Source organism: Anoxybacillus sp. LAT27 (genome assembly GCF_022030075.1).
Classification (GTDB): domain Bacteria; phylum Bacillota; class Bacilli; order Bacillales; family Anoxybacillaceae; genus Anoxybacillus; species Anoxybacillus kestanbolensis.
On record NZ_JAIWYK010000065.1, the window covers coordinates 59,206 to 79,709 of the forward strand.

General features: G+C 42.8%; 19 protein-coding genes and 1 CRISPR repeat array. Of the genes, 7 read left to right on the top strand and 12 right to left on the bottom strand.

Annotated elements, in window-relative coordinates; all coding sequences use genetic code 11:
* Nucleotide 1: 1 nt before the first annotated feature.
* Both LD028_RS05230 and LD028_RS05235 read right to left on the bottom strand, forming a co-directional pair.
* Nucleotides 2-997 carry a glycosyltransferase family 2 protein gene (locus tag LD028_RS05230; RefSeq protein WP_237811191.1) on the bottom strand — a complete coding sequence of 332 codons (996 nt, stop codon included), beginning with the start codon at nucleotides 995-997 and terminating at the stop codon, nucleotides 2-4.
* Entirely contained in the window at nucleotides 994-2,655 is a 1,662-nt protein-coding gene (locus tag LD028_RS05235; protein WP_237811192.1) for a DUF6044 family protein, read from the bottom strand. The genes LD028_RS05230 and LD028_RS05235 overlap by 4 nt, the downstream gene beginning before the upstream one ends.
* Nucleotides 2,656-2,913: 258 nt before the next feature.
* On the opposite strand from LD028_RS05235, the gene LD028_RS05240 reads away from it, so the two are divergent.
* On the top strand, nucleotides 2,914-3,549 hold the full coding sequence (locus LD028_RS05240; protein WP_237811193.1) for an FMN-dependent NADH-azoreductase: 636 nt from the start codon (nucleotides 2,914-2,916) through the stop codon (nucleotides 3,547-3,549).
* Nucleotides 3,550-3,859: 310 nt separating this feature from the next.
* Nucleotides 3,860-4,765, top strand: a complete 906-nt coding sequence (locus LD028_RS05245; protein ID WP_237811194.1) for an Rpn family recombination-promoting nuclease/putative transposase — start codon at nucleotides 3,860-3,862, stop codon at nucleotides 4,763-4,765.
* A gap of 199 nt (nucleotides 4,766-4,964) precedes the next feature.
* A CRISPR array of direct repeats spans nucleotides 4,965-5,268; the repeat unit is 30 nt; unit sequence GTTTCAATTCCTCATAGGTACGATACGAAC.
* A 192-nt stretch (nucleotides 5,269-5,460) separates the two neighbouring features.
* Here LD028_RS05245 and LD028_RS05250 read toward each other — a convergent pair.
* The 8 genes from LD028_RS05250 to LD028_RS05285 form a co-directional block, all read right to left on the bottom strand.
* The gene (locus LD028_RS05250; RefSeq protein WP_237811195.1) at nucleotides 5,461-6,336 is read right to left on the bottom strand and encodes an Rpn family recombination-promoting nuclease/putative transposase; all 876 of its coding nucleotides are present in this window, start codon (nucleotides 6,334-6,336) and stop codon (nucleotides 5,461-5,463) included.
* A gap of 268 nt (nucleotides 6,337-6,604) precedes the next feature.
* Entirely contained in the window at nucleotides 6,605-7,705 is a 1,101-nt protein-coding gene (locus tag LD028_RS05255) for an alanine/ornithine racemase family PLP-dependent enzyme (protein WP_237811196.1), read from the bottom strand.
* Nucleotides 7,702-8,784 (bottom strand): N-acetyltransferase DgcN family protein, encoded by a 1,083-nt coding sequence (locus tag LD028_RS05260; protein ID WP_237811197.1) that lies wholly within the window; start codon nucleotides 8,782-8,784, stop codon nucleotides 7,702-7,704. Before LD028_RS05260 ends, LD028_RS05255 begins: the two co-directional genes overlap by 4 nt.
* A 455-nt stretch (nucleotides 8,785-9,239) precedes the next feature.
* Entirely contained in the window at nucleotides 9,240-10,103 is an 864-nt protein-coding gene (locus LD028_RS05265; RefSeq protein WP_237811198.1) for an Rpn family recombination-promoting nuclease/putative transposase, read from the bottom strand.
* Between the two features lie 98 nt (nucleotides 10,104-10,201).
* Nucleotides 10,202-11,911 (bottom strand): two-component system sensor histidine kinase NtrB, encoded by a 1,710-nt coding sequence (locus LD028_RS05270; RefSeq protein ID WP_309240388.1) that lies wholly within the window; start codon nucleotides 11,909-11,911, stop codon nucleotides 10,202-10,204.
* 131 nt (nucleotides 11,912-12,042) lie between these two features.
* Nucleotides 12,043-13,458, bottom strand: coding sequence for an NAD-dependent malic enzyme (locus LD028_RS05275; protein ID WP_237811199.1), 1,416 nt, complete (start codon nucleotides 13,456-13,458; stop codon nucleotides 12,043-12,045).
* A gap of 32 nt (nucleotides 13,459-13,490) precedes the next feature.
* Nucleotides 13,491-14,900, bottom strand: a complete 1,410-nt coding sequence (gene aspA, locus LD028_RS05280) for an aspartate ammonia-lyase (RefSeq protein ID WP_237811200.1) — start codon at nucleotides 14,898-14,900, stop codon at nucleotides 13,491-13,493.
* Nucleotides 14,901-15,911, bottom strand: coding sequence for an asparaginase (locus LD028_RS05285; RefSeq protein ID WP_237811201.1), 1,011 nt, complete (start codon nucleotides 15,909-15,911; stop codon nucleotides 14,901-14,903).
* 191 nt (nucleotides 15,912-16,102) lie between these two features.
* Between LD028_RS05285 and LD028_RS05290 the strand changes: the two genes are divergently transcribed.
* Nucleotides 16,103-16,438 (top strand): helix-turn-helix domain-containing protein, encoded by a 336-nt coding sequence (locus LD028_RS05290; protein ID WP_144330068.1) that lies wholly within the window; start codon nucleotides 16,103-16,105, stop codon nucleotides 16,436-16,438.
* Nucleotides 16,439-16,448: 10 nt separating this feature from the next.
* Nucleotides 16,449-17,516 (top strand): FUSC family protein, encoded by a 1,068-nt coding sequence (locus LD028_RS05295; RefSeq protein WP_237811202.1) that lies wholly within the window; start codon nucleotides 16,449-16,451, stop codon nucleotides 17,514-17,516.
* Here LD028_RS05295 and LD028_RS05300 read toward each other — a convergent pair.
* Together LD028_RS05300 and LD028_RS05305 are read right to left on the bottom strand one after the other, a co-directional pair.
* On the bottom strand, nucleotides 17,487-18,245 hold the full coding sequence (locus tag LD028_RS05300) for a serine/threonine protein kinase (protein WP_237811203.1): 759 nt from the start codon (nucleotides 18,243-18,245) through the stop codon (nucleotides 17,487-17,489). The two genes, LD028_RS05295 and LD028_RS05300, sit on opposite strands and share 30 nt — an antisense overlap.
* Nucleotides 18,245-18,418, bottom strand: coding sequence for a hypothetical protein (locus LD028_RS05305; RefSeq protein ID WP_006321522.1), 174 nt, complete (start codon nucleotides 18,416-18,418; stop codon nucleotides 18,245-18,247). Before LD028_RS05305 ends, LD028_RS05300 begins: the two co-directional genes overlap by 1 nt.
* Nucleotides 18,419-18,546: 128 nt before the next feature.
* Between LD028_RS05305 and LD028_RS05310 the strand changes: the two genes are divergently transcribed.
* The 3 genes from LD028_RS05310 to LD028_RS05320 all read left to right on the top strand — a co-directional run bounded on the left by LD028_RS05310 (nucleotide 18,547) and on the right by LD028_RS05320 (nucleotide 20,464).
* Nucleotides 18,547-19,239, top strand: a complete 693-nt coding sequence (locus LD028_RS05310; protein ID WP_237811204.1) for an AzlC family ABC transporter permease — start codon at nucleotides 18,547-18,549, stop codon at nucleotides 19,237-19,239.
* A complete protein-coding gene (locus LD028_RS05315) occupies nucleotides 19,229-19,531 on the top strand; it encodes an AzlD domain-containing protein (RefSeq protein WP_237811205.1) in 303 nt (100 codons plus the stop codon). The genes LD028_RS05310 and LD028_RS05315 overlap by 11 nt, the downstream gene beginning before the upstream one ends.
* Before the next feature lie 135 nt (nucleotides 19,532-19,666).
* Nucleotides 19,667-20,464, top strand: coding sequence for a hypothetical protein (locus LD028_RS05320; protein ID WP_237811206.1), 798 nt, complete (start codon nucleotides 19,667-19,669; stop codon nucleotides 20,462-20,464).
* The last annotated feature ends 40 nt before the right edge of the window (nucleotides 20,465-20,504 follow it).

Here is a 20,504-nt window from a genome sequence, read left to right on the forward strand (position 1 = left end):
CTTAACTAATTTCCTCAGCTAGTTTTTCCCGCTCGTGCCTTGCGATCATCGGTCCATTTAACAAATCGACATCGACAATGTAGCGTGGACGTTGTTTGGCTTCTTGATATACTTTTCCGATATACTCCCCGACTAAACCGATCGCCATGAGCTGCAATCCTCCGACAAGCCAAATGGACATGATCAGCGACGTCCAGCCCGTCTGCGTATGACCTGTCATTTTTAAAAATAGCACATATAACGCAAATAATACGCTCACAACAAACGAACAAAAACCGAGAAGGGAGACGAAACGAATCGGCATCATACTAAACGATGTTAACCCATCGAACGCAAAGCGAATCATTTTCATGAGCGGATATTTCGTCACTCCTGCTTTCCGCTCTTTTCGGTCATAATATACGGTCGTCGACGGAAAGCCAAGAAGCGGGACAACGCCACGCAAAAACAGATTCACTTCACGAAATTGCGCTAACGCTTCGACAGCACGCCGGCTCATAAGGCGATAGTCGGCATGATTATAAATCAACTTCACCCCGATGCGATTCATGAAGCGATAAAACGTCTCAGCCGTCCACCGTTTCATATATGAGTCAACGTCGCGCTTTTTTCTTACCCCGTAGACGATGTCGTACCCTTCTTGAAATTTGCGCACAAACTCGCGAACGACGTATATGTCGTCTTGTAAATCAGCATCCATCGTCACAACGCAATGCGCCATTTGTTTAGCGGCAATCATCCCCGCTAACAGCGCGTGTTGATGTCCTGCGTTTCCCGCTAGTTTAATGCCTTTTATTTCTTCGTAGCGCAAACACGCTTTATAAATGATCGTCCACGTCTTGTCGCGGCTCCCATCATCGACAAACACAATTTTACTTTCCGAAGAAATGAGCTGTTCATCGATAAGTTGTTGCCGCAATGCCCGCAACTGTTCGATCGTCTCCGGCAACATCTCCTCCTCGTTATAACAAGGCACAACGATCGCTAAAACGGTCATGTCGTTTTCCCTCCTTCTACTTCGTATAAATAAATCGTCCATGCTGATTCTTTATGGTGAAACGTGCGCAATAGCATTAAACGATTTTCTTTCGCATTGTCAATCGGCACAGCTGACAAGACGTATCGCCCACCCATGTCGTATAACACGTTCGTATGGAGTTGCATATGGCGAATGCGTTTGTTTGATCGTTTCGTAAACATATATTTTTTCCCAAGTTCCGCAACAAAAATATAACAACGTCCGCCCCACTCATCGAAATATTCCTTTAGCTTTTTATTTTTATTTAGCTCGCTTGCAATGATTTGACGAAATTGATGTTTATACGAAAGCGGATAAAAATTGTTGTACGTATCTAACGTATAAAAGCCGTTATATTGTGCAATCGCTGGATGTATGCCGATGCTGACGACGCGATACGTATGAACGGGCTTTCCGATATATTGTTTGATGTCTTGAAATTGCTTTTCCGCATAAAAGGAACGAAACGTTGGCTTGTCGCGATAGACGATTTGTTCATGAAACAACAGCGCCACCACAAGTTGCGCAAAAAGCGCAAATGAAACGATGCGCCGATCCCATGCGCACCAAATGATGCGAAGCGACAAAGCAAACAAGACGTAAATGATCATCGGGCGTAAAAAATGATAGCGTGCAAAATTAAAGCGATCTAAAAACGGAAACGCTTCTGTCGCAGGAAACCATCCTTTGTAAAACCAAAACGCATACCAAAGCGACAAAATGAAATTGAGCACATGAAGCTGCCAAAATAGCCGTTCATTCCGCCACCATTTTCGTTTCCATACGATATATAAGGCGATGAACGTGATCGGTAAAATAATAAGCGTATGAATCGTCATCACATGCGTATGACCGAAGATGTAGTTTTTGAATGTTAAACGAAGCGACCGCCATAACGATAGACGGGCATGGAAATATTCATCCCGACTTGTCGGTTCGGTCGCAAATAAAAATGAATGAACGAGCCGATATTCAATTGCGAAATAAAGGGCGGTCATATATACGAGCGCCAGCAATAACGGCATATTCGGTCGGCGACGCCACGCATCAACGATCCAAAACAAAAACATTGCGCTTAAAAAAAAGAAAAAACCGAGCACGAAGCTGGAATAGAGAGGAAGAAGCGTGAGTACGACATAATTTTTCCACGAACGATCGCCCGCTCGAATGTTAAGTAGCGCCCATAACGCAAGCGGCATGCCGAGCGTGCTAAGCATCCCTGATGGCCAAAACGGCGTCAAGGCAAACGTAAGAGCCACACCAACGCGAATCCATTCTGCCGTCGCTTCTCGCTCTTTCAATACGTGCGTTTTCAACAACATATACATGCCGATAAACGCAAATACGCGCGTCAACAGCTGGCTAAGCCCGTAAGCATAAACGGAAGGAAAAAGCGCATGAAGCCAGACGATGCCGCTAAATTCTGTTCCGTACGCGTTGCGTGGCAATCCGTTAATGACTTGTGGAATCGTCGCATGGACGGAACCGAACAACTCACCGCTTCGTGCAAGCACACGATACCAAGCGATATTTGAATCTAAATTATCGTGCACGCGCATATGGGCATCTTCACCAAGAAGAAAATACGGCAATGCGTGCAAACAAACGATCATCATGCCAAATGCGAACAGTTTCATAGCGTCCCCCCATTCGCCATTATTTTTTAACAATGAATGAAAAATATGCATATCCCTTGAATAAACGAACGGATAAAAAAATAGCCATCGACAATTCGATGACTACTTTTTCACTACGATACCATATACGCTCGGATGGACTTCGTTTTTCGATGGCTGTCATCCGTTTAAAAAAGTTTTTTACTTTACAAAAGTAAGTAATATACTTTAATATAGTTACAGATATTTTTTCACTTAAAATACCGAGGAGGAATCGTCATGGCAAAAGTACTTTATATTACTGCAAATCCAAAACAAGAACAACAATCATTTAGTTTATCAGTCGGGCGTGCGTTTTTAGAAACTTACAAACAACATCATCCAGAAGATGAAATCGTTGAACTACATGTATATGATACGGACATTCCGTACATTGACGCCGATGTATTTAACGGCTGGGGCAAACTGCAACAAGGACAAGCGTTCGAGCAATTAAGCAAAGATGAACAACAAAAAGTGGCGCGCATCAATGAGTTATGCGAACAATTTATGAAAGCTGACAAATATGTATTCGTCACACCGATGTGGAACTTTAGCTTCCCTCCAAAACTAAAAGCATATATTGATACGCTTTGTCTTGCAGGAAAAACGTTCAAATATACGGAACAAGGTCCTGTTGGGTTATTGAAAGGGAAAAAAGCGCTTCACATTCAAGCGCGCGGAGGCATGTACTCCGAAGGCCCAGCAAAAGAAATGGAATTTGGCGATCGCTATTTGCGTGCGGTCCTCTCTTTCATCGGCATTACAGACGTCGAAACGATTGCTGTGGAAGGTATGAACGCATTTCCAAACGAAGCAGAAGCCATTAAACAACAAGCGATCGAACGCGCGAAAGACATGGCAAAACGGTTTTAGGTGAAATAGAGGTGTCTTGAAATTTCAAGGCGCCTCCATCTCTTGTTGTCCTTTTTACAACTTTAACTATAACAAAAATTCCTACTGTAAACTACTGTCATTTTACGTCACTAAACGTTTCCAGTCACCTATCGAAAAAATGTTCCTTTCTCATCGAAAATTGATTTTTCAGTCCACAAAATTTTCTTCTTACCGTTTTTTTTCGCCGATTTTCACAAAAAATGTGCCTCAATATTCAATTTTCCCTTTTTGCATTTCCCGTATTTCCCGAGTGTAATAAAAGTGTATCTATTATGAAAGGATGAGGTGTATGCAGTATCTTGATTTAAAAATGGATTTTATGTTTAAACAGCTGTTCGGTCACCCGAGCCGCAAGTCCATTACGATGGCGTTTTTAAACGCGCTTTTGCATCGGACAGGCGATGACCGCATCGTTGATGTGCAGTTTGAAAACACCGAACTGACGAAAGAAACAGAAGACGGAAAAACAGGGCGGTTAGACGTCATTGTCCGCACGAATCGTGGCGAGCGCATTCATGTCGAAATTCAAATCATCCCGCAATACGGCATGCCCGAACGGCTGTTGTATTACTGGGCGCGGTTGTTTTCCTCTTCGTTATCAAAAGGAGAACGGTACGACACCCTTCCTCCGACCATCATGATCGCCATCTTAAATTACCCACTTTTCCCACATGAAACTGATCGCTTCCATACCGTCTTTCATATCCGTGAAGATGAAGAACAATTTCTTTGGAGCGAGCACCTTGAATTTCATGTACTCGATTTGTCACAATTTATGGTAAAATGGAAGAAATATCGGAGAGAAGTGAAGCAATCGCCGGAATGGCCATGGCTGACGATGTTATCGGCTGTGGATAGCCGAACAAAACGAATGGATGAAGACATGTTTCGCGAATTGGAGGGAATCGCGATGACCGAACAAGACATTTTAGAAGCGTTAGAAGAATGGCAAAGTTTAAGCGTTGACCCAGAAAACCGCTACGCCTACGAAATGCGGCTCAAATGGCTCCTTGACCAACTTTCAAACATTCGCAGCAGTCGGGAAGAAGGGTTGAAAGAAGGATTGAAAAAAGGACGAGAAGAAGGAATCAAAGAAACGATCCGAAAAATGAGCGAAAAAGGAATGAGCGTGGCAGAGATTGCACATATACTCGATATGACGGAAGAAGATGTGCACGAACGGTTGAACGAGTAGTCTTAAATGCCCTTGCGAATAAGCAAGGGCATGTGCTATTGCCTCATACTTTCCACGCTTTTTTCTTGCCCCACGGTCGTATACTTGAAAAACGGATCTATAAACAAAAAAGTCGGCGCACTTAGCGCTGACTTTTTATTTCGCATAATAGGCGCGATACAAACATTCTTAATGATGGTACTATTAACGGATGTGGATAGTTTCAATTCCTCATAGGTACGATACGAACATATTCGCAGGGGATTTGCAAAGAAAACAGGAACAGAGGTTTCAATTCCTCATAGGTACGATACGAACTCTATAAGGTGTTTCCTTGCTTGGAGAAGAAAAACTCCAGGGTTTCAATTCCTCATAGGTACGATACGAACAAAGAGCAAACCGACTTCATACGCATTACAGCGTTTGGGTTTCAATTCCTCATAGGTACGATACGAACAGTTGGCTGGCGTTGCACCACAGCAAGCTCATGTGTTGTTTCAATTCCTCATAGGTACGATACGAACCCCAAAAAGTGTTGATAAATCAACACATGGAAAAGGTATACAATATCATTATACATACATCCGAAAATTCTGTCAATGGTCTTGATGCGTTGATACGTCTGAAAAAGTTGCAAAAAACAAATTGTCGTCGATCCCCCGGGGTTTTTGCAAGATTGGAGGTCGACGACGGTTGTGAAGTTATGCACAAACTAACTATTCCTTTTCTAACAACTCCCTCACTTCTTCTTCAGAGAGATCCGTGACGTTCGCAATGTCTTTTGCACTCATTCCTTTTCTCGCCATCGTTTGTACAATATGCTTCATCCCTTGTTTCATTCCTTGTTTCATCCCTTCTTCTCTTCCCTTTTCTAACGCCTTTTGTTCATACGAAATAATGAGTTCTAACACTTGTTCTTTTTCTTTCGTCTCCATCTCATTCACCTCGTTTCGCAGTCTTCGTTCTTCTTCGTCTGATAGTTTCACATATGTTTCAAAAAAGCCAAACAATAACCGTTGTTTCGCTTCGTCTAATTCCATTCGCACAAGCATGCGTAAAAATTGTTTTTTCAATTCTACCCGTTCACTTTCAGTATAACCCATCTTGCTTAACAATGCAGCGGCGATCGGGTTGTCCTGTCGGATGTAGTTGCGCCAGTTTTGTTTCCGAAGTTCCACAGTGAAAAAATGAAAATCGAGGACTTTGCCAAAAGGAAAGTGGATCGTAAATGTAGATCGTTCATCACGGATCGGATCGTAGCTAAATACAGCAATCGGTACAATATGTTTGCGGTATTTTTCAAACAAGCGGCTAAAATAAATAAACATGCGTTCGGGAAACGATGGTTGGACGTAGCTTTGGTTTTCGATATGGACAATAATCAGACTATCTTCCCCTTTCAATTTCGTTTCGACCAACAAATCAACGCGGTATTTCTCCCCTGCCGTTACATCGGTAAATAGCTCCTCCGATAAAAACGATACGTGACGAAAATCGATATGCTCATGCATCGTTGGAAAAAAGAGAACGATAAACTCCTCAAAAAACGTTTGGATCAACTCTTTAAACAAACGGTCGTGGTCAATCGACATACATTCACCTCGCATACAATAGTTTCGATGTTTTTATTCGACAATATCAATCATTTTCCTGCATACGATGTGCGGTTGAACTCTCAAACATTCACGGCAGTCGGAAAAAAGGGTTGAAAGAAAAAATCAAAGAAACGATCTGAAAAATGTGCGAAAAAGACATAAGTGTGACGGACTTTGCAAACATTTTCGACATGACCAAAAAAGAAATGAAACAACAATCGAGATGTTGAAAATATAAAAAGCCAGCGCCGAACACGCTAGCTTTTTACGCCGATGTTTTTGTCGGGAGACGACCGTTTTTTTCATCTGTTTGTACATACGTTTTTTGAACATATGGAGACGTCATAAGCGAAATCATCGCACTGTAATCGACCGCAAAGCGAATATGGTCGCCGACTTGAATGTCGGTACGTGTGGCATCAATAATCATATGATCGCTGCTTGAGCCGATGATATCAACGGGCGCAAGCGGCGTTAATCCGTTGACGTTTACATCTTGGCGGCCGATGCCAACGATGGCGCGTTTCATCATGCCGCGCTCTGGAAACGTCGGTGTTTCACCAAATGCATTGCGGCTTTGTACACCGTACGGAACAGACGGTTTCATTTTCACTTCAATGACTTCTGCCACTAAACAAAACGCATCTTGATATAGGCCGGGGATGGCTGCGCCACGAATCGTTTCACGCCCTAAAAAAATGGCTTCACCTAATCGTAAATGGTTAATGCAACCGACGTCTTTCGTTTGTTTTAACCAATAATAGTTCGCGGAATTGCCACCGGATACGTACGGTAAAAATAACGCATACTCTTTTTGAATATGTTTCGCAAGTGACGAAAGCTCACGCATTTTTTGCTCTGTCGGAATAATGCCGCCAAAGCAAGCAAAATTCGCCCCAATCCCAGCAAGTTGAATGTTCGGCAACTGACGTACTTGTTCAATAAACGCCGGCACATCTTCAGGCATAATCCCCTCGCGCAAGTCGCCCATTTCAACCATGACGATAATCGCATGCGTCTTGTTTTGCTTCACCGCTTCTGCAGAGATGGCACGCACGACGTCGATTTCCGATTGTGCGCTCACATCGACATGTCGAACGACTTCGCTTACTTCGCTTAACGCAGGCGTGCGAATAAGCATATATGTGGCTGGAATGTGCGCTAATTTTAATTTTGCGATGCGCTCAATTTTTGTGTCTGCTAAGCTTGTCACGCCACTATCGACAAGGGTGCGGGCAATTTCCACATCTCCGTTTACCCCTTTCACGACAGCGGTCATTTGAATTCCTTTTTCTTCGCACCATTTTTTCAACGTTTTAGCATTATGACGAATTTTCCGCAAGTCAATTTCGACTCTCGGCGTCATGATACGGCCACCTCATGTTTTTGCAGAGATGGGAAATAGTCAATGAGACGATCAACGACCTTGTCGGCTCCGTATTTTAATACATCGGTCACAGGCATACGGAATTTTCGTTCGTACTCATCAATTGTTCGTTTTAATTCGCCATCCGTCATGCCTTCATGGTTTAACGTAATCGCAACAACTTTTGTTTTTCCAAAATGTTCAATTAACGCAATTTCACTTTCAACTGTTGGCATTTCAACAAACGGGAAATCACCAAGCACTTTTCGCTTCGGTGGGTGTTGTAAAATAACGGCTTGTGGCCGCGCCCCTTTTAAAATGCCAGCAGAGCTGACGTACGCTGGATGGCTAAGCGCCCCTTGTCCTTCTACGATAATAATGTCCGGTCGTTCTGTTTCATATGCGCGCACAACTTCTCGTTCAAGTTCGCCGATCATATATTGAAGCGGAAACGCATCCATCGCAAATCCGTACGAAGCGCCTTGAATTAAGCCTGTTTGCCCTGTCGCAACGAATGCCACTTTGTAGCCGCGCTTTTGCATTTCTTTTGCGACGATCATCGCTGTCGTCCGCTTTCCGCACGAGCCGTCTGTCCCAAGCACCGCCACAATGGGCGTTTTCACTTGCAAAATACGTCCTGTAAACAACGTCCATTCTTTTTTCGGACGCGGTTTGCGAATGTCACGAATCGTGACTCCGTAGCGCTTCGCTAGCGCCATCATTTCTTCATCTTCTGTCAAAAACTCTTGAAGTGGATTAATAATATGCATGCCTGCTTCCATTGCTTCGATGATCACTTGACGTTCCTCTTTTTGAAGAAAAGCGTTCGCTGGAGCAATTCCTAAGATGAAGTAGTTCGGTTTTTCTTTTGCGGAGGCCATTGCATCTTGAAGGTTTTTACAAATTGGAATGCCATTTTTCTTTTGATCAAGCACTTCCCCAGCATCTTGACCAGCTTTTGTTGAATCAATAACTGCCACGATTTCATACAATCCCGAATCGCGCACAAGCCCATTCGCTGTTTTTCCATCCATGGAACCGAATTGATGTTCACAATACACAATGGCGTATTTCTTCACAAGAAATCCCTCCATTTCGTTGTGAAATCAATATCTCCATGAAAAAAACATCTTACTTTACCATAATCGGAAAGAAAGATGTCTTCTACCTCATATTATAACGAATTTTGAAGAAAAAGTAAAACGGTACCTGTCAAACCTATACGAAAAAAGCCAGCACATAAAAGCTGGCGTTTCAATTCCTCATAGGTACGATACAAATATACGATTGCTCGATGAGTGCGACAGTTGCGAGTAGTTTCAATTCCTCATAGGTACGATACAAATCCCAAAAAGTGTTGATAAATCAACACATGGAAAAGCTATACAACATTATTATACATCCGAAAATTCTGTCAATCGTCTTGATGCGTTGATACGTCTAAAAAATTTGCAAAAAACAAATTGTCGTCGATCCCCCGGGGTTTTTGCAAGATTGGAGGTCGACGACGGTTGTGAAATTATGCACAAATTATTTATTCCTTTTCTAACAACTCCCGTACTTCTTCTTCAGAGAGATCCGTGACGTTCGCAATGTCTTTTGCACTCATCCCTTTTTTGGCCATCGTTTGTACAATATGCTTCATCCCTTGTTTCATTCCTTCTTCTCTTCCTTTTTCCAACGCCTTTTGTTCATACGAAATAATGAGTTCCAACACTTGTTCTTTTTCCTTCGTCTCCATTTCATTCACCTCGCTTCGCAGTCTTCGTTCTTCTTCGTCTGATAGTTTCACATACGTTTCAAAAAAGCCAAACAGCAACCGTTGTTTCGCTTCGTCTAATTCCATCCGAACAAGCATGCGTAAAAATTGCTTTTTCAATTCTACCCGTTCACTTTCAGTATAACCCATTTTACTCAGCAGTGCAGCGGCGATCGGGTTGTCTTGGCGAATGTAGTTGCGCCAGTTTTGTTTACGAAGTTCCACAGTGAAAAAATGAAAGTCGAGGACTTTGCCAAAAGGAAATTGGAGCGTAAATGCGGATGGTTCATCACGAATCGGATCGTAGCTAAAGACGGCAATCGGTACAATGTGTTTGCGGTATTTTTCAAACAAACGGCTAAAGTAAATAAACATTCGTTCGGGAAACGATGGTTGGACGTAGCTTTGGTTTTCGATATGGACAATAATTAGGCTATCCTCCCCTTTCAATTTCGTTTCGACCAACAAATCAACGCGATACTTCTCCCCTGCCGTTACATCGGTAAACAGCTCCTCCGACAAAAACGATACATGTTGAAAGTCAATATGCTCATGCATCGTTGGAAAAAAGAGAATGATAAACTCCTCAAAAAACGTTTGAATTAACTCTTTAAACAGACGATCGTGGTCAATGGACATACATTCACCTCGCATACTTTTTTGACGTTTTTATTCGACAATATCATCTCTTTTCCTGCATGTCATAATAAAAAGCCAACTCCTAGCGAGCTGGCTTTTTATCGCCTAATCGGCAAGCGGATGACAAACGTCGTTCCTTTCTCTGAACTGTCGTGAAGCGCAATCGTTCCGCCATGGTTTTCAATAATTCGTTTGACGATCGTTAATCCTAATCCGGTCCCTGATGACTTCGTTGTGATAAATGGTTCAAAAATCATCTCCTGCATATGTGTCGGAATGCCGCTTCCAGAGTCGTACATGTACATGTTGTACGTTTCATCGACATCGGAATATATGCAAATCGTTCCGCCTTCTCCCATCGCTTCGATGCTGTTGTGAAGCAAATTGTATAACACTTGCATCATTTGTTTCGAATCAAGCTGTAACGGCACGTGATCAAGGCGCACGTGCACGCGTATATTTTTCGCCTCTAACGTTTGTTGAAAAAGAGAAAGAACATCTTGAACGATTGTTTCGATATACGCCTCTTTCATCACCGGAGCGCTCGGTTTTGCGATAAGAAGCATATCTTCCACAATCGCGTTGATGCGATCAATTTCTTGTAATAAAAGCGGAATATGATATTGTTCGCGATCGCGTTCATGTAAATTTTCGTTCATAAACGCTAAAAAGCCATGAATGACCGCAAGCGGATTGCGAATTTCATGCGCCGCTTTCGCTGCCATTTCCCCCATTAACGCAAGCTTTTCTGACTGATGCATACGTTTTGTTAGTTCTTCAATTTCGGTGATGTCGAGAAAATAAGTAATTTCCCCAATACGTTCATCATACCTATTTTTTAACTCTACTTTAGAAATCAAAAAAGTCTTCGTCTCTAATGTTTTATAAACGATCTTCTTGTTTGTCACAGGAGCATTCGCTAAAAGAAGCTCCCAGAACGCTTTATTTTCTTTCGGCTTCTGCCTTTCATTCAGCATGTGCTCTATATCTTTTTTTTCTAAAGAAAGTAACGTTGTTGCGGATTCGTTAATAAAATAACTCCCTTTCAACTTATCATTCATAATAATTCCGCTCGGTAAAGCATTCAGCAATTGTTCAATAAATACTTTATCTTTCAATACTTCTTCATACAAATATGAATACTTTCTAAAAATGATCGACAAAACAACAAGGATGGAAGTAAACATCGTTAATGCGAACATCGGATAGAAAGGGAGAGAGAGCGTCAAAATGACGGCTCCACCTAGTATGATCATATACTCAAAAAACGTTTCTTTAACAATATTCGTTACGATCACATGCATTCGTTGCGATGAGTTAAGGAAGAAATAAAAAGTCATAACAAACGCATTGACTGTGTAATACGCGCCAAAAGAAGCAATATACGCCAAGGCATATGCAAAATTGAACGCCCCAATCTTCCCGCCGAAAAAAAGGAACGCACAATAAGCACTAGAAATCATAAGGACATACATTGAGAAATTAAATATATGCTTCCACCAAACCATTTTTTTATATTGAAAAATAAAAATAAATATCGTACTCAATAATAAACTGAATAAAACATATTTCATTCCAAATACAACGAGCACTGCTAAATGTAGCGAGGAATCAAATGATGTTCCGTTTCCGTTTGGTGGAAGTTTAATGTCATAATAATTAAGAAGAATAACTCCAATCGTTAACAACATCGTAAAAAAGAATCGTCCTTGATCGAAGGAAAAAGAATAGAAAAAAATGATCAATCCACTTAAACAAACGCCCGAGGTATATAATGATACGAGCCGATTCCTCCATGTTGCACCCAATGATAAAACCTCTTTTCACATCCGTTCTAAAGTTTCACTCTATCATTCTATTTCAAACACAACGAAGAAGCAACGGGAGCTTATGCCTTAAACTTGCAACAAAAAAAACATGGCGCAATCACGCCATGTTTTTATCGAAACATCATATCGTCTTTTCGGGCGACGCCTGTTTTGTATGCGGCTTTCATGACGGCTTCGCGAACGCGTTCAGCCACTTTGTTGTTAAAGACGCTTGGGATAATGTACGTTTCGCTTAATTCTTCTTCGGTGACGACAGAAGCGATCGCTTCGGCTGCGGCGAGCTTCATTTCTTCGTTAATTTCGATAGCGCGGCAGTCTAACGCCCCGCGGAAAATGCCAGGAAAGCAAAGGACGTTGTTGATTTGGTTCGGATAGTCGGAACGTCCTGTCGCCATGACGCGCACATACGGTTCGGCAAGCTCTGGATCAATTTCTGGAACAGGGTTTGCCATCGCAAACACGATCGGGTCTTTCGCCATTTTTTTCACATCTTCTACCGTTAAAATACCTGGTGCCGATACGCCGATAAAGACGTCCGCTCCAGCGATCACATCTGAAAGTGAACCGCTTATATTTTCTGGATTTGTGAGTTGCGCATATTCGTTCCAATACGGATTGTCGTATTGTACGCCACGATGAATCGCCCCTTGGCGATCAACACCGATAATGTTTTTCACACCCGCTGCTAACAATATTTTTGTGCAGGCGATGCCTGCCGCGCCGATGCCTGTTAAAACAACTTTAATATCTTCAATCTTTTTATCTACAATTTTTAACGCATTTAATAAACCGGCAAGCAAGACAACAGCTGTACCGTGCTGGTCATCATGAAAAACAGGAATATCGAGCTCTTGTTTCAACCGCTCTTCAATTTCAAAACAACGTGGGGCGGCGATATCTTCTAAATTAATGCCGCCAAACGCCGGGGCGATCGCTTTGACGATTTGCACAATTTCATCTGTATCTTTCGTATCTAAACAAATCGGAAACGCATCGACGCCCGCGAGTTGTTTAAACAACATCGCTTTTCCTTCCATGACCGGCATCGCCGCATACGGTCCAATGTCACCAAGTCCTAATACTGCCGTTCCGTCTGAAATGACCGCCACCGTATTTCGTTTAATCGTTAACGAATACGCTTTTGTTGGATCTTCGGCAATCGCCGTACATATGCGCGCCACTCCCGGCGTATATACGCGCGCCAAATCGTCACGCGTTTTAATCGGAATTTTCGATTTCACTTCAATTTTTCCGCCGATATGCATTAAAAACGTGCGGTCAGAAACGTGAATAACTTTCACGCCCGCTGTTTTTCGCAACGTATCGACGACAACGTCCGCGTGCTTCGAATCAAGAACGCTCACCGTAATATCGCGCACTGTATGCGTTTTGCTTGAGGAAATGACGTCAATGCCGACAATATCTCCACCAGCTTGTCCAATTGCGGTGGCAATGTCGCTAAAAGAGACGACGTTTTTCGCAAATTGTAATCGAATCGTAATGTGCATGTTTGCTCCGCTTGACATGTTGTACCCTTCCTTTTCTCTATCGCTTCATGTTATTTCCCTGTAATGCCCGGACTTGTCATGGCATACGGGTCTAAAATATCATGTAATTGCTTTTCATTCAACAAATCGTACTCCAAGCATAGCTCGCGCACCGATTTTCCCGTGTGAAGCGCTTCTTTTGCGATGCGCGATGCCGCTTCGTAACCGATGTACGGATTGACAGCTGTAATGACGCCGATGCTATTTTCGACGTGTTGCTTCATTCGCTCTTCGTTCGCTTCAATGCCAGCTAAACAATAGTCTGTAAACACACGAAAGACGTTGTCCATCATATGGAGCGACTGAAGTAAGTTAAACACAAGCACCGGCTCCATGACGTTTAGCTCGAGCTGTCCTGCTTCTGACGCTAAACAAATCGTTTGGTCATTACCGATCACTTGAAACGCCACTTGGTTGACGACTTCCGCCATAACCGGATTCACTTTCCCCGGCATAATCGACGATCCCGGCTGACGAGCAGGCAACGTAATTTCTCCAAGCCCTGCCCGCGGACCAGACGCCATGAGACGAAGATCGTTTGCGATTTTTGACATATTAATCATACATATTTTTAAAGCGGCTGACACTTCCGTATAGGCGTCTGTATTTTGCGTCGCATCAACAAGATGTTCCGCCCGCACAAGCGGCAAGTCGGTCAAACGAACGAGATGAAAAATGACGCGCTCAATATAGGCGGGATCGGCATTTAATCCCGTTCCGACCGCCGTTGCACCAATATTGACTTCGTACAAATGTTGGCGCGAATGGGCAATGCGCTCCATATCGCGCTTTACGACGCGACGATACGCTTCAAATTCTTGTCCGAGCCGAATCGGAACAGCATCTTGTAAATGCGTCCGCCCCATTTTAATGACATGATCAAACTGTTTCGCTTTATCGGCAAACACATCGTGCATATGTTCCATCGTCTGAAGCAATTGGTTCATCATCTTTAACACTGCAATATGAATGGCCGTCGGGAAAACGTCGTTTGTCGATTGCGACATGTTGACGTGGGTATTTGGACTAATGATATGGTAACTTCCTTTTCGCTCTCCTAACCATTCGAGTGCGCGATTCGCGATCACTTCGTTCGTGTTCATATTAATCGACGTTCCTGCGCCACCTTGAATCGGATCGACGATAAATTGATCGTGCCATTGTCCTGCGATCACTTCATCTGCCGCTTTTACGATCGCTTCACCAATGCGACGATCAAGTTGCCCCGTTTCCATGTTCGCGAGCGCCGCCGCTTTTTTCACGATCGCCATCGCTTGAATGAGTTCGCGATGGAGACGATACCCGGTAATCGGGAAGTTTTCTGCGGCGCGCATCGTTTGAATGCCGTAATACGCATCGTATGGAATTTCTTTTTCGCCAAGCAAATCTCGTTCCAGTCGTACTGCTTTCGTTTGCAACATCTATGCATCCCAACTTTCTTCATGTTTTTCTGTTATGTCGTTTGCGATTGGCGTTTCCATCATGTTTTTAATTTCCATCAAATTGGTCGTTTTTCCTAACGCCCACATCAGTTTCGGTACGATCGCTTCCGTATTCATATCCCCCGATAAAATAACTGTGTTTTGCGCCACTTTCCGCCCAACTTCATATAATGTTAAATCTTCCCCTTCTTCTAAACATTGCGTCGTAATGACGACCGCTTTTCCATCGTCGATCAATTCTTTGATTTTCGGCAGCAAGTTGCGCCCTTGAAACGGCACGCCCCCGCTTCCGAAACTTTCGATAATCACACCGCGGTATAAGTGGCGAATGTAATCGAATATTTCTGGTTTTGTCCCTGGATGAAGCTTCAATAAAAACACGTCTGGGCAAAGCGACGAATCAAACTGCACGTGCCCATTTGGCTTTTGTAGCTCGTATTGATAATGAATCGTTTCCCCGTGAATATAGGCGACGTACGGATGGTTAATGCTTTCAAATGCGTCATAACTTTTCGTCCGCATTTTGACTGCTCTCGTTCCTAAAATGACGCGCCCATCGAAGACGACAAACACCCCTCCGACGTCTTCACACGCAAAACGGAGCGCATCGCGTATATTTTTTTTCGCATCCGTCTTCGGAAAACCGATCGGCACTTGTGAGCCAGTTAACACAATCGGTTTTTGGCTGTTTTGAAGCATATATGACAACGCGGCCGCCGTATACGCCATCGTATCTGTCCCATGTGTGACGACGAACCCATCGTATTGGTCGTAATGTGTATAAATCGCCTCCGCAATGTCTCGCCAATGTTCTGGCTGCATATTCGTGCTATCGATGTTCATTAAAATTTGACTATGTAACCGATACGGCTGATTTTCGATCGTAATGTAGCTTGTTAATTCCTCTGCCGACAGCTTCGGCGTCAATCCCTCTTCACTTGGCACCGAAGCAATTGTGCCGCCTGTCGCAAGCAACAAAATTTTTTTCATCATCGTCACCTCAAATATGGCGATTTTAAGTCATCTATTGTATTCTTTGTGTCATGTAGTGTAAACTATAAATAAAATCGTTCGCGATTCGCGTACCTTCATTTCAATTATATTCAGAAAAACAAAAAATAACAAGCATTTTTATTCGTTTCGCGAACGAAGCGAGAAGAACGATAAGGGAGAGACATGCGATGATTTCTAAACGATTATCGGAATTGCGAAAAAAGAGGCAATGGTCGTTGCAATATATTGCCGACCGGCTAAATATTGCTAAAAGTACATATGCTGGCTATGAATCAGGGTATCGCCAACCGTCGTTAGAAGCAGTGAAAGAACTTGCGCTATTATTTGAAACGACGACCGACTATTTACTCGGAGTAACAAATGAAGAACAACCGACAGTGGAACTGACGCATCCAACCGCTTACATAACGGTAGACGGAAAACGAGTGACGGAAGATGAAATGATGCAACTTATCGCTTTTATTCGCGTAAAAAGAGATCTATCCACACAAAAAGAAAAATGAAATGTTGGTGATGATTATGTTTAAGCGTTTCATGAAAGGACCGCTCATCGGGGGAAGAGTGCTGAAAACAGGGATCGCTGTATTTGTGACAGTCATCATTTGCGACTTACTTCATCTCCCAACGATTTTTTCTGTTATGACAGCAATCGTCACAATTGAACCGACCGCTCATGATTCAATAAAAAAGGGGATGATTCGCTTTCCTGCTTCTACGATCGGTTCGGCTTATGCGATGACTCTTACATATATGTTTGGTCACTCAGCAATTGCTTATGCACTATCTGCCATGTTTACTATTGTGACATGTCAAAAGCTTCGCCTACATGCAGGAACGCTTGTCGCAACGATTACAGCCGTTGCCATGATTCCATTGACCGACCATCATTATTTTCACGCATTCGTCATGCGAATTGTGACAACGTCCATCGGCATTTTTGTTTCTACGCTTGTCAACTTTTTTATTTTGCCACCAAACTACATTCCTTTTATTTCAAAACGATTAGAAGTGTTGCTTCAAGAATTCGGAGACGTCCTCCAACTGTCGATCCAAGAAATGATCGAGAAAGAGGGTCAAATAAAAAGCGAAAAGCGCTTTGAACAACTAGCAAACGATTTACATCAAACGATGCAATTTGCACACTTTCAACAACAAGATTGGAAATACCATCGTCACTCAATGGCGGAAGCACGCCAGTTTTATTACGAGCGTAAAATGCTGAACATGTTGCAACATATGCATTTTCATGTCGGGAACTTCATCGGTATGTCTCACGCTCACTTTTCTTGGGACAACGAAGAAAAAGAACTGTTGCGCGAATTAGCTACTTCCATCGCCACCATCTTAAAATCGAAATGTACGGTATTTCCAGAACATCATACACAGCTATTCGATCAACTAGAACAACGTTTTTGGGAAACGAAAAAAACAGAGAACAAGCATACTCATTTTTCTCCAAAAGCTGTTGTTTTTTTTGAGTTGTTGTCGCTTCATGATTCCATCGAACAATTGAGACATATCCAGAATCGCATGAAGCTGTCTCATTCAACACTAAATGATCGCCGACACATCTCTCATTAATGAATCAACAGACGCATATGGTCTATCTAGCTGCAACATGCGTCGCAACACGTGGCGTGCTTTCTCCGATAGCAACAGTTCGTCTTCCCAGCTTTTTTCTTCGTCCGCTGTCGGCTCATAGGAAGAGTACAACAAAAACAATAAAAAATGGCCAAGAGCGTATATGTCACTCTTTACATGAATGCTTCGCCTTAGCCGCTGTTCAAGTGTAAACAACCGTTCGTTTTTTTCGTGTAAAAAGCGCGCAAGCCCGAAATCAAGGACATACACAACCCCATTACGAAAAACGATGTTCGGAATGCGCAAATCACGATGCACAATGCCGTGCGCGTGAATGTATTGCACGACACGTAACACATCCGCCAATAACGAAAACGCTTCTTTTTCGTCGTACGTTTTATTTTTTTGAAAAATAAGCGTCTCGATCGTATCTCCATCGATGTACTCCATCACTAAGTGCGGAATGCCGCGCACGTCAAACGAATTATATAACTTCGGAATTTGTGGATGATTGAGCTTTTTTAAGATATGCGCTTCTCGTTCAAACGATGCCCGCCGTTTCTTTGTTTTCGTCCGCTTCATTTGTTTTAAAACGACGAGCTCATTCGTTTGTTCATCACGTGCCACGTATGCTACCCCGTAACTTCCTTCGCCAATTTGTCTTTCAATAACATACCGTCCATTCACGACTGCGCCTTCCCGATACGGCTTTTGAAACAAATGAATCATTAGCTACTAAAAAAGCTTGAGAAGATGCTGTGGCTATGATGTTTTCTTTTATAATGCTTATAACCGTATTGCGATGGATGGCGATGCGGACGGTACGTATAACGATCACTACTGCTGTAACGGTGTTTATGCATGTTTTTGTGTAAAAGCAGTTCAAGCAATTTTTTTAACATTGTTATCATCTCCTTTAAATCAGATAGCTTACTATACGAGAAGCAAGAAAAAAAGTTTCACCGTTTACTACATATCCCTTGCGAAATAGAAAAAATTTTATGAAAATACAAAAGAAGGGGGAATACATATGTTTCGGCACGGTATGAAATCAGGAGTCGCCATCGCGATCGGATATGCGCCTGTAGCGCTCACGTTCGGTTTGTTAGCAAAGTCCACAGGGCTTTCCATCGTAGAAACGACGCTTATGAGCATGATTGTATTTGCAGGGGCAGCCCAATACATTTCGCTCAATTTACTATCTCTTGGCACCGGTTCATTTGAAATCATTTTAACGACGTTTATTTTAAACATTCGGCATTTTTTAATGTCCGCATCACTCAATGAAAAGGCAGAACACGATCCGCTTTGGAAAAAAGCGCTATATGCGTTCGGCATTACGGATGAAACGTTTTCTGTCGCTGCGATGAAAGAAGGAACAGTCTCTGCTTCGTATATGTTCGGGCTCATTTTCATTTCCTACAGCAGTTGGGTAATCAACTCTGCGATCGGGCATATCGTCGGCGCTTATTTACCTGAAAGTGTGCAAGTGAGCTTATCTGTCGCCTTGTATGCGATGTTTGTCGGGCTGTTAATTCCTGCTATTAAAACAGAGCGTAAAGCGCTTTGGCTTGCGGTTTGCGCAGGCGCCATCAACTGCATGCTTTTATTATGGCTTCATGTTCCAAAAGGATGGGCAATCGTCATCGCAACGATTGTGTCAGCGATATTCATTCAATGGATTGGAGAAAGAAGAAAGGAGCAGACAACATATGTACAGTGACATTTTTTTCATTATTCTCGGCATGGGCATCGTCACATACATTCCGCGCATGCTTCCGTTAACCGTTTTTCATCGCATCAACTTGCCACCGTTTTGGCGCGGTGTATTGCGCAACGTCCCGTACGCTACGCTTGGCGCTTTAATCATTCCGGGTATATTTCTTATTCAAGACGATCCGTGGTTCGGTATCTTTGGTTTTACAAGCGCTGTTCTCGCCTCTTGGCTCGGCGCAAACGTCATGGGTGTCGTCTTTATTTCTGTTCTTGCGTTAACGTTGTATACGATCGTGTAGGGGAGCCTCCCCCTACCTTTTCTTTTCATCCTCAACTCCCCTCATTTTTTTTCTACAGTCGTATTTTTTCACCTTTTTTTCACCATACTTGGATAAAGTAAAAATGTACTTACATCACACAAGGAGGATGAAACGATGAAAAAAACAAAATTATTCGGCTATGCGATGACTGGCGTCTTATCAATTGGAATCATCGGTGGAGGTGTTCACGCGTTCGCTGCAACAACATCTTCATCAACCCCAGTTTACGAGAAACATATGTTAGACGAAGCGACAAAACAAAAAGTACAGGGGATTATGGAAGAATTGAAAACAAACTTAGCAAGCTTAGGGGTCACGTTCCCTGAAAAAGGCGATAAATTCAGCCGACTGCTCGCTAACTTAGATGAAAATACAAAAGCAAAAGCGCAAGCCATTTTCGAAAAACAAAAAGCTGGAGAGATTACTCGTGAACAAGCAAGACAACAGCTTGAAGCACTCGGCATTTCCTTCCCTAAAAAAGGGGACAAACTCAACGAATTACTCGCTAACTTAGACGAAGATACAAAAGCAAAAGCACAAGCCATTTTCGAAAAACAAAAAGCTGGAGAGATTACTCGTGAACAAGCAAAACAACAGCTTGAAGCACTCGGCATTTCTTTCCCTAAAAAAGAGGACAAACTCAACGAATTACTCACTAACTTAGACGAAGATACAAAAGCAAAAGCGCAAGCCATTTTCGAAAAACAAAAAGCTGGAGAGATTACTCGTGAACAAGCAAGACAACAGCTTGAAGCACTCGGCATTTCCTTCCCTAAAAAAGGGGACAAACTCAACGAATTACTCACTAACTTAGATGAAAATACAAAAGCAAAAGCGCAAGAATTGATCGAGGAAGCAAAAGAAAAACTCGCTGAGCTTGGTGTAGACCATCTCCCACACCGCGGATTTTAGTTTGGGAAAGCCCTCAATTGGCGTGGGATCTTTCTAGCAT

Excerpts from the sequence above, each read along its gene's own strand:
- LD028_RS05320 (WP_237811206.1), top strand. The coding sequence starts at position 19,667 with ATGAAAAAAACAAAATTATTCGGCTATGCGATGACTGGCGTCTTATCA.
- LD028_RS05300 (WP_237811203.1), bottom strand. The coding sequence starts at position 18,245 with ATGATTCATTTGTTTCAAAAGCCGTATCGGGAAGGCGCAGTCGTGAAT.
- LD028_RS05265 (WP_237811198.1), bottom strand. The coding sequence starts at position 10,103 with ATGTCCATTGACCACGATCGTCTGTTTAAAGAGTTAATTCAAACGTTT.
- LD028_RS05240 (WP_237811193.1), top strand. The coding sequence starts at position 2,914 with ATGGCAAAAGTACTTTATATTACTGCAAATCCAAAACAAGAACAACAA.
- LD028_RS05315 (WP_237811205.1), top strand. The coding sequence starts at position 19,229 with ATGTACAGTGACATTTTTTTCATTATTCTCGGCATGGGCATCGTCACA.
- LD028_RS05235 (WP_237811192.1), bottom strand. The coding sequence starts at position 2,655 with ATGAAACTGTTCGCATTTGGCATGATGATCGTTTGTTTGCACGCATTG.
- LD028_RS05275 (WP_237811199.1), bottom strand. The coding sequence starts at position 13,458 with ATGTCAAGCGGAGCAAACATGCACATTACGATTCGATTACAATTTGCG.
- aspA (WP_237811200.1), bottom strand. The coding sequence starts at position 14,900 with ATGTTGCAAACGAAAGCAGTACGACTGGAACGAGATTTGCTTGGCGAA.
- LD028_RS05295 (WP_237811202.1), top strand. The coding sequence starts at position 16,449 with ATGATTATGTTTAAGCGTTTCATGAAAGGACCGCTCATCGGGGGAAGA.
- LD028_RS05230 (WP_237811191.1), bottom strand. The coding sequence starts at position 997 with ATGACCGTTTTAGCGATCGTTGTGCCTTGTTATAACGAGGAGGAGATG.
- LD028_RS05250 (WP_237811195.1), bottom strand. The coding sequence starts at position 6,336 with ATGTCGATTGACCACGACCGTTTGTTTAAAGAGTTGATCCAAACGTTT.
- LD028_RS05285 (WP_237811201.1), bottom strand. The coding sequence starts at position 15,911 with ATGAAAAAAATTTTGTTGCTTGCGACAGGCGGCACAATTGCTTCGGTG.
- LD028_RS05255 (WP_237811196.1), bottom strand. The coding sequence starts at position 7,705 with ATGACGCCGAGAGTCGAAATTGACTTGCGGAAAATTCGTCATAATGCT.
- LD028_RS05310 (WP_237811204.1), top strand. The coding sequence starts at position 18,547 with ATGTTTCGGCACGGTATGAAATCAGGAGTCGCCATCGCGATCGGATAT.
- LD028_RS05245 (WP_237811194.1), top strand. The coding sequence starts at position 3,860 with ATGCAGTATCTTGATTTAAAAATGGATTTTATGTTTAAACAGCTGTTC.
- LD028_RS05305 (WP_006321522.1), bottom strand. The coding sequence starts at position 18,418 with ATGTTAAAAAAATTGCTTGAACTGCTTTTACACAAAAACATGCATAAA.
- LD028_RS05290 (WP_144330068.1), top strand. The coding sequence starts at position 16,103 with ATGATTTCTAAACGATTATCGGAATTGCGAAAAAAGAGGCAATGGTCG.